Origin of the sequence: Mesobacillus zeae, assembly GCF_003570705.1 — a bacterium.
GTDB lineage: Bacteria > Bacillota > Bacilli > Bacillales > Cytobacillaceae > Mesobacillus_C > Mesobacillus_C zeae.
The window spans coordinates 164415-176170 of record NZ_QWVT01000024.1 but is presented as its reverse complement, the minus strand read 5'-3'; the positions used below and the strand labels follow the sequence as shown (position 1 = coordinate 176170).

At 44.2% G+C, this 11756-nt stretch carries 13 protein-coding genes; 3 read left to right on the top strand and 10 right to left on the bottom strand.

Features of this window, described 5'->3' with window-relative positions; translation table 11 throughout:
• Positions 1 to 202: 202 nt before the first annotated feature.
• Positions 203 to 565, top strand: coding sequence for a rhodanese-like domain-containing protein (locus D1970_RS14925; RefSeq protein ID WP_119113663.1), 363 nt, complete (start codon positions 203 to 205; stop codon positions 563 to 565).
• A gap of 26 nt (positions 566 to 591) precedes the next feature.
• Here the strand turns inward: D1970_RS14925 and D1970_RS14920 are convergent, their stop codons facing one another.
• From D1970_RS14920 to D1970_RS14885, 7 genes are all read right to left on the bottom strand, one after another.
• Complete coding sequence (locus tag D1970_RS14920) at positions 592 to 1329, bottom strand: c-type cytochrome (RefSeq protein ID WP_119113662.1); 738 nt, start codon at positions 1327 to 1329, stop codon at positions 592 to 594.
• Between the two features lie 9 nt (positions 1330 to 1338).
• The gene (locus D1970_RS23435; protein ID WP_374978556.1) at positions 1339 to 1791 is read right to left on the bottom strand and encodes a PCYCGC motif-containing (lipo)protein; all 453 of its coding nucleotides are present in this window, start codon (positions 1789 to 1791) and stop codon (positions 1339 to 1341) included.
• Positions 1792 to 1891: 100 nt separating this feature from the next.
• Positions 1892 to 2386 carry a DUF6803 family protein gene (locus tag D1970_RS14905; protein ID WP_119113659.1) on the bottom strand — a complete coding sequence of 165 codons (495 nt, stop codon included), beginning with the start codon at positions 2384 to 2386 and terminating at the stop codon, positions 1892 to 1894.
• A gap of 147 nt (positions 2387 to 2533) precedes the next feature.
• Positions 2534 to 3091, bottom strand: a complete 558-nt coding sequence (efp, locus tag D1970_RS14900) for an elongation factor P (protein ID WP_119113658.1) — start codon at positions 3089 to 3091, stop codon at positions 2534 to 2536.
• A gap of 20 nt (positions 3092 to 3111) precedes the next feature.
• Entirely contained in the window at positions 3112 to 4173 is a 1062-nt protein-coding gene (locus tag D1970_RS14895) for a M24 family metallopeptidase (RefSeq protein WP_119113657.1), read from the bottom strand.
• Entirely contained in the window at positions 4173 to 4622 is a 450-nt protein-coding gene (gene aroQ, locus D1970_RS14890; protein WP_119113656.1) for a type II 3-dehydroquinate dehydratase, read from the bottom strand. The genes D1970_RS14895 and aroQ overlap by 1 nt, the downstream gene beginning before the upstream one ends.
• 79 nt (positions 4623 to 4701) lie before the next feature.
• Positions 4702 to 5217, bottom strand: a complete 516-nt coding sequence (locus tag D1970_RS14885) for a YqhR family membrane protein (RefSeq protein WP_119113655.1) — start codon at positions 5215 to 5217, stop codon at positions 4702 to 4704.
• Positions 5218 to 5421: 204 nt separating this feature from the next.
• Between D1970_RS14885 and D1970_RS14880 the strand changes: the two genes are divergently transcribed.
• Positions 5422 to 6366, top strand: coding sequence for a DUF1385 domain-containing protein (locus D1970_RS14880; protein WP_119113654.1), 945 nt, complete (start codon positions 5422 to 5424; stop codon positions 6364 to 6366).
• 56 nt (positions 6367 to 6422) lie between these two features.
• A complete protein-coding gene (locus D1970_RS14875; protein WP_310648625.1) occupies positions 6423 to 6803 on the top strand; it encodes an SA1362 family protein in 381 nt (126 codons plus the stop codon).
• Between the two features lie 25 nt (positions 6804 to 6828).
• Here the strand turns inward: D1970_RS14875 and D1970_RS14870 are convergent, their stop codons facing one another.
• From D1970_RS14870 to D1970_RS14860, 3 genes are all read right to left on the bottom strand, one after another.
• On the bottom strand, positions 6829 to 7713 hold the full coding sequence (locus tag D1970_RS14870; RefSeq protein ID WP_119113652.1) for a patatin-like phospholipase family protein: 885 nt from the start codon (positions 7711 to 7713) through the stop codon (positions 6829 to 6831).
• 111 nt (positions 7714 to 7824) lie between these two features.
• Positions 7825 to 8850, bottom strand: coding sequence for a spore photoproduct lyase (splB, locus tag D1970_RS14865; protein WP_119113756.1), 1026 nt, complete (start codon positions 8848 to 8850; stop codon positions 7825 to 7827).
• A gap of 273 nt (positions 8851 to 9123) precedes the next feature.
• On the bottom strand, positions 9124 to 11685 hold the full coding sequence (locus D1970_RS14860) for a vitamin B12-dependent ribonucleotide reductase (RefSeq protein WP_119113651.1): 2562 nt from the start codon (positions 11683 to 11685) through the stop codon (positions 9124 to 9126).
• Positions 11686 to 11756: the final 71 nt, after the last annotated feature.

Genomic DNA, 11756 nt, shown 5'->3' with positions numbered 1-11756 from the left:
TCTGTTACTTGACAGATTCTTTCCCTTTTCGTCAAAGATTTTACACATGTTGGTCAATAATTCCGGTTTTCCCACATTATATAACCCGATTGACATTCCATTTGTTTTTTCAGCAGTGTCATGACACAAAATGTCTACATTAAGATCCGAAACTTTTATTGTAAAATGCCCTTAAAGCATTCTTTAAAAAGGAGATCTGTTTATGAAAAGACTGATAGCCATTCTGATTGCATCCAGTATGCTAGCCGGCTGTTCGGATAGCGATTACCGAAATATTACTGCGGATAAAGCGAAGAACATGGTAGAAGAAGGGCAGGTTGAAGTGATAGATGTACGTACTCCTGCTGAATTCAAAGAAGGGCATATCCCTGGTGCAGAATCCATTCCTCTAAAAGAACTAGGTGAGAAACTCACGTCACTTGACAGGAAAGGGAATTATTTAATTGTTTGCAAAGGCGGTGGCCGTTCCGCTGACGCTAGCACCCTTCTTAACGATGAAAACTTCAAGAATATCTATAATATGACTGGCGGAATGGATGATTGGAACGGAGAAATAGAAAAATAGTTTATGCATGTAAAAAGGACACTTCCTCAATGGGAGTGCCCTTTTTTATTATCTGCCAGCTGCTGAATACCGCCTTTTTGTATATGGGAATAGGCTGCCGGATTATATTGACCTGACAGATCTCCACGTAAATAAGAAACGATATCAGAGATTTCCTGTTTACTTAGCTGTCTGACACCATCTCCACCTTTAAGGGACGGGCCCATCCTGGTGTTCTCTCGTCCATAAGCCGTCGCAAGCCATATTTGCCTGTCAGCGGTATATTTTAAATAACTCGGATGCGACAGCGCTGTCCCCATCCCTTCCATTCCGCTCCCGGTTTCGCCATGGCAGCTCATGCAGTACAAATTGTACATCCTTTTACCGTTCACTCTGTCTCCATCAATGGATGATGGGGCTTCAAGCTCGAGCGTCTTTGTCTGCCAGCTTCGAATAAAGGATACAAGGTCATGTACTTGTTTGTCTTCAAGCACAGATTCATATTCTGGCATCTTTGCTTCTTTCCGTCCTGTTTTTATATAGTTCTCTAAGTCATGGTTTGTTACAGTGCTTAAAAAATACTGGTTATTTAAGGCAGTACCTGCAAGCTTGCCTTCACCTTCTCCGTTTTCACCGTGGCAGGCGAGGCAAAGCTTGTTATACAGTTGGTTTCCATTTTCTATCACTGCTTTTTCTTCTTTGCTCGTAAAATCGGGAGCCGGGCTCAACCAGACGGTCAACCCGATGATTGCCAGAGCTGTAAAAACAATAGCTAATTTCTTCATGCTCATCCCTTACTTTGGTTCAGGCGTAGGAGTCGGTGTGCCAAAATCCTCATATTTTGCTTTGATCAACCGGTGAATCTCCTTTAATTCCTTTCCATCCTGATGCATATCTACCGCCTCCCGGGCGATATCGACACACACGTCTCAGGATATACTCATGGCGTCCCATTCAAGGACTTCATTGTCAGGGCCCATCTGGTCTATAAAGCAATCAAGGTTACTTTCATGTCCATCCTGTTCATTACATCCGCAATAGCACGGAACTGAAGAAACTACTTCAGGATACTGTGCCGCCAGCATGTATGTTTCCTGGACAATCGGCGAGGCATTCAGGACATAATCCGGCAGCGGCTTGTGCTTTGAATCCAGTGACAGTTCTTTCTTCTCGCTGCCAAAACCGCACCCGGACAGGATGCCAGCTGTCAATGCTGCAGTCATCATCACGGCTGTAAATCGCTTCATATTTTTCCACTCTCCCCTGCAATTGTTCTTCTGCTCCACAAAAAAAGCTTTGTGGAAAAAGGAATCATTCTGACCATTTCGGTAATGTCCAAGACACATGCTACATGTCCATATGGCTATGCCCTTCAGTTCCTGAGCCCAGTCTAGGGTCAAGCATGCCAAAAATCATCGCAACATGCGCCACAACCAGGAAAAAACCTACAAAAAATGCATGGATTTTCAATTTTTGTTCAATGGATTTGTTCTTCCAAATAAGATTCATATCCAAAAGGGCCATTCCCAGCAATGGCACGACACCAAGGAGATAAAAGCCTACCGCAATAACGTCGATTGCCCCGCGCCATTGTCCTCCAGAGGTTAATGGAATGACAACATTGACAAAAAGATAAGAGAACACCCCAGTAAAATAAAGGCCTGCCAAAATGCTGCAAACCTTATTCAACTTCCATAACCCGCCGCTGTACTTTCTGGTATACAGGATAGCCAGTTCACTGATGGCAATCGTTTCGGCCAGAATGACCGGTATTGCCATAAACAGGATCAAGTTCCATGGCTGATTATCTGCCAGCAGTTCCATGTAATGTGTCATATCCATTTTTCTTCACTTCTCCTCCATTGGATGTAAAATACAATTTCAATGTAAGAGAAAACTTTGCAGAATTTTTGCAGAAAGTTTGGAAATATGGTTACTTTCAGGTAAACAAAAAAATTTCCCGCCCCTTTAAAAGAGGCGGGAAATTTTTTATGCACGGGATACGTATGAGCTGTCAGTTGTATTGATGATCAACCTGTCTCCCTGGTTTACAAAGAATGGAACATTTACTGTAAGCCCTGTTTCCACTGTTGCCGGCTTAGTGCCTCCAGAAGCTGTGTCGCCTTTTATTCCAGGCTCAGTCTCGACTACTTCCAGCTCTACTGTGTTTGGAAGTTCTACTCCAAGCGTTTCACCATGGAACATCATGATGGAAACTTCCATATTTTCTTTCAGGAATTTCAATTCATATTCAATCGAGCTTGCAGGAAGCTCAATTTGTTCGTATGATTCATTATCCATGAATACATGCTGGTCACCGCTTGCATAAAGATACTGCATTCTACGGTTGTCAATTTGGGCTTTCGCTACTTTTTCTCCAGCCCTGAATGTTTTTTCCTGGATTGCACCAGTCCGAAGGTTGCGAAGCTTGGAACGGACAAATGCGGCCCCTTTTCCCGGCTTAACGTGCTGGAAATCCATTACGCGCCAGATGCTCCCATCAACTTCAATGGTTAGTCCTGTACGGAAATCGTTTACTGAAATCATGCAAATCCTCCTAAATCCTCTTAAAGAATGATGAGTTCTTTTGTTGAATGAGTCAGCTTCTCGTTGCCATCCTTCGTGACTATAGTATCATCCTCAATCCTGACACCGCCAAGACCAGGTATATAGATGCCCGGCTCAACTGTCACAGCCATTCCGGCTTCTAGGACTGTATCTGATTTCATTGATAAGCTAGGTCCTTCATGAACTTCAAGTCCTATGCCGTGCCCTGTAGAATGCCCGAAATATTCACCGAAGCCTTTACCGGAAATATAATCCCTTGTCAGGGCATCTGCTTCCCTGCCAGTCAATCCCGGCTTTATCCCTTCAAGACCGCGAAGCTGCGCCTGAAGTACAACGTCATAAATTTCCCGCAGCTTGTCTGCGGGCTGGCCCACTGCAACTGTCCGGGTCATATCCGATATATATCCTTTGTAGTACGCTCCATAGTCCAGGGTGACCATATCTCCATGCTCAATCACCTTATCACTCGCAACGCCATGTGGAAGAGCAGAACGGATTCCGGATGCCACGATAATATCAAAGGAAGACGAAGAAGCTCCCTGCTTTCTCATAAAGAACTCCAATTCGTTTGATACGTCAAGTTCTGTTAAACCTGGACGGATGAACTTGATAATATGCTCGAATGCACGGTCGGCAATCTCAGCCGCTTCCTTTAATATCTTAATCTCTGCATCCGTCTTAATCAAGCGCAACTTTTCAATTTCGCCTGAAACCGGCACTAGCTCTGCTTCTGTTTTTTTATCCAATACCCTATAGGAGGAAAAAGACATATGTTCCTCTTCAAATCCAAGCCTTCCGATTCCGAGCTTACCGGACTGGATGCCGGCCTCTTCAAGAAGGGCTCCGCTATGACGCACAATTTCAAATCCCTCGCACTGTTTCGCTGCCTGTTCTGTATAACGGAAATCCGTAATGAACAAAGCTTTCTCTTCAGTAATCAGCACTGCTCCGGATGACCCCGTGAATCCGGAAATAAACCGACGGTTGTACTCACTTGTAATTAACATGCCCTTAATATTCAGTTCTTCGAAACGACTGCGAAGCTTCTTCAGTTTCTCCATTAGATTTCCCTCTCCTTTACAATCTCCCTTAAAGCCTCGAACGCAAGTTCATATCCCTTAAAGCCCAGCCCGATGACCTGGCCCGCGGTCACTGGCGCTGTAACTGAAATATGCCGGAAAGGCTCGCGTGAATGAATGTTAGAAATATGTACTTCGATTACCGGACAGTCGATTCCTGCAATGGCATCCCTCAATGCATAGCTGTAATGAGTGAAAGCCCCGGGATTGAAAATAACCCCGTTTATGCCTGCTTCCATTGTTTCATGCAGCCTGTCAATCAGTTCGCCTTCATGGTTGGATTGAAAGCACGTCAATTCCTCCCCATGTGAGGCAGCCAGCTTGACAAGGCGTTCCTCAAGATGCTGAAGCGTCTCTGCACCGTATATCCCAGGTTCTCTTTTTCCAAGCAAATTAAGGTTTGGGCCGTTTAACAATAAAAATTTTTTCATTTTTTGCACCTGCTAAAAAAAGAATGTTCAATAAGAACATTCTAACATAACTGATTTCTCCAACACTACTTTAATTCTATTATGAGGCAGTACCGTTTATATTCTTTTCCCTGTATTTTTTCTCCGATTCCTCGAAGGAGATGGAATAGCCGATAAAAACGCCATATAAAAGATAAAAGCACGCCGATGTGATGATTGTATTCCTTGATAGTTCCCAAAACGGCTTAATTCCAGGAAAGATTGGATTCAAAACGTAGAAAACAAGCAAAAACAATAAAAGACCGAATCCAATTCCGCCCCACATGCTTTTTATCTTCCGCATTGTCCAGTAGTATATAAATGATGCCCCTATTGATATAACCCCGATTGTCAAAATGGAGAAAACTGTTCCGATCCATCCCTTCTTCCAGTCCCCAAGTGCCCATGGTTCGAGAATGACATTCACACGAATATCTGTAAAGTTAAAATAGCATGCCAGCTGGGCAAGTGCACTCCACAATATACCTCCAAATAATCCGGTAATCGCAACCATGCCGATAAAGGTCATTGGCTCTTCATGTTTCTCCTGCTCGAGCTTTCCCTTTTCTTCTTCCATTTGATACACCTCCGATTTTAGTATGCCCCGTACAAGGCTTTTCTTGCATTTTGGTAAATAGTCATTGAAATTTCTTTATCTTTTGGTAATCCGGTCGGAATCATATAGAGGTTTTTTTGTTTTTTTAGTAAAATGAAGGTAAGGGAGATCCAGTATCAGAAAATTGGCTGTTTTCCCCAGAATAAAAAATAGGCTGGTGTATACATGACCAAAGACCAAAAACCGGTATATGGCGGCCAGGCAGTAGTGGAAGGCGTCATGTTTGGCGGAAAACACTTATCTGTTACCGCTGTCAGGAGAAAAGATCATTCAATTGATTTTTTTGAATTACCGAGACAGACAAACAGCTCCCTTTCAAAATTGAAGAAGATTCCGTTTATACGTGGAATCATTGCGATTGTTGAAGCTAGCGCAAATGGCTCCAAACATTTAAACTTCTCTACAGAAAGGTATGACCTCGACCCGGGCGATGACCATACGATCGAGGAGGAACAGCCATCAAAGCTGAATATGATCCTTGGAATTGCCACAATCGGTGTGATTTCCTTTCTTTTTGGAAAGGTCCTTTTCACTTTGATACCTGTCTTCCTTGCCGACCTAGCGAAGCCTGCCTTTCCCGGTAAAACGGCGCAGATCCTGATAGAAAGCATCTTCAAGCTCATGCTGCTCCTGTCCTATATCTACTTTGTTTCGCTGACCCCAATCGTAAAAAGGGTGTTTCAATATCATGGGGCTGAGCATAAAGTAATTAATACGTATGAGAACGGCAAGGAATTGACCGTGGCAAACGTCCAGGCCCACTCCAGGCTCCATTACCGCTGCGGGAGCAGTTTCATTCTCTTCACGGTAATTGTCGGAATGTTCCTGTATTTTCTCTTCCCGACGGACCTGCTATGGGTGAGAGTCCTTACTCGCATAGCCCTTATTCCTGTTGTTCTGGGAATATCTTTTGAAGTGCTTCAGCTGACAAACAAAGTCCGGAATATTCCTGTCCTGAAATATTTAGGCCTCCCCGGATTATGGCTTCAGCTCCTTACAACAAGGGGACCGGATGATGAACAAGTGGAAGTAGCTATCTCATCGTTTAATATGCTGCTAAAAAAGGAAAAGGAAGCAGGAGAAGTGGCAGAATCTGAAGAAATTGTATAATTAGGGCAGCAATAAGTTTAAAAGCTCGAAAAATTGCTCATGATGCTCATAGGGAGGTGGCATTCTTGTATAATCGGACTTCTTTTTATATTGTGCTCGGATTAATCATCCTAGCGGGAATCGGGGTGACCCAAAGCCTAGTCAGTGATCCAATTGTCTTTTTGCAGACAATCGCCGGATTTGTATTGATTGCTGCAGTTATCTTTTTCATTGTAAATCGTTTTTACAAAGCTAACCCTATGAAGCAAGAGCAGCGTTCTTTCCATAAAGCAGCCAAACAGTCAAAGAAGCGTTTTCAGACGAAAAGTCAACCCCTTACTTCAAAGCGCTCCTCTGTCGGTTCCATTTCGGCGGCTAGAAAAAAGAAAAAGGATGCACCGCATTTAACAGTAATTGAAGGAAAAAAAGGAAAGAAAAAAAATCGGGCCTCATTTTAGGCCCGATTTTTTTTCTTTCCTTTTTTCAATAGCCCCATTTGCGCAAAAACTTTTCTGCACATTGCCGTCCGAGCTGTTTTAAACTTTCTTTCTTCTCGTCAGTCATTCCAAAGTCGGTAAAAGAAACCCCATCAACCGGGACAAAAATGATATTTTTTTCGTGCCGCCGCGATATATACCTTGAATCATGGGCATCCTTCATCGTTTCGAACAAGGCCTCAAACATTTGAATCGCATTGCTAATTTTATGTCTCGGATGTTCATGAAGGTTATGGCTGAGCTTAATTCCGAGAACCGGCCGTACTTTTTTGACATTCTCTTTGTCGAACAGCCACATCGGAAAATTGCTAAGTACGCCGCCGTCAACAATAATATTATTCCCGATAGGATCCTTTATTTTTACAGGTTCAAAGAAAAAAGGAAGGCTGCAGCTCATGCGAATAGCTTTTGCCACAGAGAATGACTTCGGATCGACCCCGTATCTCGGCAAGTCATCCGGCAGGACCATCAGCCTCCCATTTGTCAGGTCCGATGCTACGACCCTGAGAGTTCCAGGCGGGATATCCCCAAATGTCCTTAGACCCTTAGCCGAAAGCTTTTCGTAAAGCCAATTTTCCAGGGTGATTCCTTTGTAAAGCCCAAGTCTCCAATAGAGCAGAAGCCATTTTGCAAGTGGTGCAGGAATGAGGGCACTTCTTAGGTCCATAAAACTTTTTAAATCGATTTCATCCACAAGCAGGCCCGCCTCAGTGGGAGAGTATCCAGCAGCCAGCATTGCCGCTATCATAGATCCGGCACTTGTCCCTGCTACTCGCTTAAAGCGAAGCCCTTTTTCTTCAATTACTTCGCAGGCCCCAATAAGAGCAAATCCTTTTATTCCGCCTCCTGAGAAGACACCGTCTATATACATGACCGCCCACTCCCGTCAGTAACTGCCATGTTACATTTTTAAGCGGATAGTGTGAAAAATAGTACGGCGTACAGGTTATGCCGGGCAATTTTTTTTAGGGCCACGCTTTTGTTAAGTAAAGTATTGAACCTCAGCCTGTGGAAAATAGACACTGATATATCCTCGAATCATTGTTTCCAGTTCCTCTGCCTCCTCGGTTTTGTAAACGTATTTGCCAATTCCATATCTGCCCCACTTGTATTTGCGTTGTTCTTCATCCATCTCCAGCTTTGTCTTCGGATATCTTTTCATAATGACGTTTTTAGCCGGCTTCGTGAAGCGGTGCTGGATTAGTTCGAATGTCAGTTCCTTAAGGTTGACGCCGTCCAGGGAGTCTTTAAGCCGCTCGAATAATTCCTTGTATCCTTCCTCCCATCCTTGGTGCCTGTAAATCGGAGCTACAATGAATCCAAGAGGGTAGCCGGCAGCAGCCACCTTTCTTGCCGCTTCAAGGCGTTCGTCGAAAGAAGAAGTACCAGGCTCGAAATTTTTGATGACATACCTGCTGTTGACGCTGAAACGAAAACGTGTCTTTCCATTATGCTTGGCATCAAGCAAGTGATCCACATGGTGATACTTTGTGACAAACCTCAGCCTGCCGTACTCTGTTTTACCTATGAACTCAATGGTTTCTTTGAGGGCGTGTGTCAGATGATCAATCCCGACAATATCCGACGTACAAGCTGCCTCAAATCTTGTGACTTCCGGTTTTCTTTCTTCTATGTACTTGGAGGCCTGTTCAAAAATTTCCTCGAGATTCACATACGCCCTAATATAAGGTTTGCTGCCAAGCGTTGTCTGCAAATAACAATAATGGCAGTGTCCCATGCAGCCTGTAGCTAGCGGAATGGCATACTCTGCCGATGGCTTGGAGGTATCAAATTTCAACGTTCTCCTCACGCCTACTACGAGGGTTGATTTAGCATTCCTGTATTTTTGCAAGTCCGTTTCACCAGGGATTCCCCTGACTTGGTTGTGCGAGGTCGTTTCCCTGATTTCAACGTCCATCTGCTCAAACTTTTCCTTCAATTCACGCCCAAGCGGGTAATCAAGGGCATTGGGCTCAATATACACAAGCTGCGGTATAAATGGTTTCAGAAAAATCCCCCTTTTCATCAGTGATGGTTAAGGATAGTATGGACTAAATCAAAAAAAGAGAATGGAAAAAATGTTTCCATTCTCAGGCAGTCAAAAAAACAATGACCAAAGTTTACATATGTTTTCGTTGTGATATAGACAGGATTCATTCGATTTTCAAAAGAAAGTACGAATCATTTATTTTTGCCATTATTATCGTTTAGAGTAACCTTGTTGAGGAGCAAAAAAAGCGCCGGAATTCCGCTTGAGGAATCCGCGCCTTTTTTGTTTATCTTACAGCCCGCACTTAAGCTGGGCGTTGCAGTTCGTACAAGTATTGCAGCCGCCGATTTCCTTGACGGTTCCTTTGCGGCAGACCGGGCAAGTGTTCCCGACCTCTGACCCGATGGTTACGTTTGTTGAACGAAGTTCGCTGATGGTATCAACAAGCACAACATGCTGCTTCGCTTTCTCGCCTTTGCTTGCTCCATCTTCTTCGAAAGTATTGTCTTCCGCCTTTAAAGTCAGTACCTGAGTGTCACGGGAGCCATCGACGTAAACCGTACCGCCTTTTGCTCCGCCTTTATAAAGGCGCTCATAAACTTTTTCTACCTGCTCCACGCTGTAACCTTTGGGCGCATTGACGGTTTTGCTGATGGAGCTGTCGATCCAGCGCTGGATTACGCATTGAACATCTGCATGTGCTTCAGGTGCAAGCTCCATCGCAGTGACAAACCAGTGTGGAAGATTCTCTGCATCTGCTTCCGGATGACTGTCAAGGTACTCCTGGACGATATCAGCCTTCACTTCAATAAACTTCCCTAGGCGTCCGCTCCGGAAGTAGGAGAAGGAGAAGTAAGGTTCCAATCCTGTTGATACGCCAACCATTGTACCTGTTGACCCTGTTGGTGCTACTGTAAGTAAATGCGAGTTCCGGATTCCGTGCTTGAGAATGGATTCGCGAATGTCCTCAGGCATTTTTTGCATGAAACCTGTGTGAATAAAGGCATTTCGCAAGCTGTTTGTCTCTTCCCCTGTCTCTCCGTCCAGGAAAGGGAAGCTGCCTTTTTCCTTTGCAAGCTCAACAGAAGCACGATATGCTGTTGTTGCAATTGTTTCAAACACTTTGTCCACTAGCTCATTGCCTTTTTCAGAACCGTACTCTGTTTCGCAGTAGATCAGCAAGTCATGCAGACCCATGACGCCCAGCCCGACACGGCGCTCACCTAAAGCCTGGGTCTTATTATCTTCAAGGAAGTATGGAGTCGCATCAATGACATTGTCCTGCATACGCACGCCCACTTCAACTGTACGCTTCAGCTTGTCAAAGTTAACGGTTTTCGTTTCCTTGTCCGCCATTTCCGCAAGATTTACTGCCGCAAGGTTGCAGACGCTGTATGGCGCCAGCGGCTGTTCACCGCATGGATTTGTTGCAACTACTTTTTGGCCGTAAGCCTGGGCGTTTGTCATGTCGTTGGCATTATCAATGAAGAAAATACCAGGTTCTGCGGAGTATGTTGCACAAATATTGATAAGATTCCATAATTCTTTAGCCTTGATCTTTCGGTATGTTCGGACCTTATAGCCAAGCTTTTCCCACTCACGGACATCTCCGATTGTATGCCAATCCTCATTATATGTTTTCATTGTTTCAGCGTCATAGCTTTCGACATCAGGAAAGCGAAGTTCATATTCGCTGTCATTCTCAACTGCTTCCATAAAATCTTTTGTCAGACAGACAGAAATGTTTGCGCCTGTGAGGAACTCAGAGTTATGAACGGTGTAATTGCCGCCTGTCGTAAGCTTTTCTTCGGCTGATTTAATAATCTCGGCACTGAAACCGCCGTAGCCAGGAATATTATTATAATTTACGATCCCCTGATACATCGCCTCTTCCTGCAATGTCAGCGGGGTAAATTTCAGCTTGTCCTTCGCATATTTCTTGATTGTTTCATCCTCGGTATTTTCAATCAGGAACCTAAGGATACGGGGATTTTGCATTTTAGAAATGATAAATTCAATAATATCAGGATGCCAGTCAGCAAGCATGATCATCTGGGCACCTCTGCGTGAACCACCCTGTTCCACAAGGTGTGTCAGCTTTGCAATGTCATCGAGCCAGGATACAGATCCCGAGGATTTGCCGTTCACTCCTTTTGCCAGAGTATTACGCGGCCTCAGCGTGGAACCATTTGTACCGACTCCCCCGCCACGGCTCATAATCTCCATCACTTGCTTGCGGTGTTCAGAAATCCCCTCGCGTGAATCCTGGACAAACGGCATTACATAGCAGTTAAAGTATGTAACATCCGTATCGGCCCCTGCGCCATAAAGAACACGCCCTGCAGGAATGAAGTTCAAGCCAGCGAGTTCATTATAAAATTTCTCAAACCATTCTTTTCGCTTCTCTTCAGTCGTTTCAACAGATGCAAGTCCAGCAGCGTTCCGTTTGGCGATTTGCTCATAGAAAACCTCAAGCGGCTTCTCAATAACATCAAGTGATTTCTTTATGATGCCTGTCTTCGCTTCCTCCGGGTCATCGAGCACGCCACGGAATTCCTCCTCAACCTGTACGAATGCACTTTTGTTTTCCCAGTCTATATCCAGGATGAACCCCAGGCCTCTCGCTGGAAACTTTGGATCCTCCTTGATCGTAAGAACGACAAAGTCCCCCTTTGCCAATGTTACTTTCTCAGTATCCTTAAAAGCATAGCGGTCAAGCATGACAAGCCGGGATACCCCTTTATGGGTCATTTTCATATTGGAGGTAATGTTATGAACCTGAGGGAATAAATTAATGTCCTTATTCAGGTTCTCAATATTAATACTCATTTTTTTGCCAAGCTCAACAGACATGATTACAACTCCTTAGTAAAAATTAATACAATCCTATTAAGTTTACTAGGTTGAAAGCTTCCAGCCTTAAA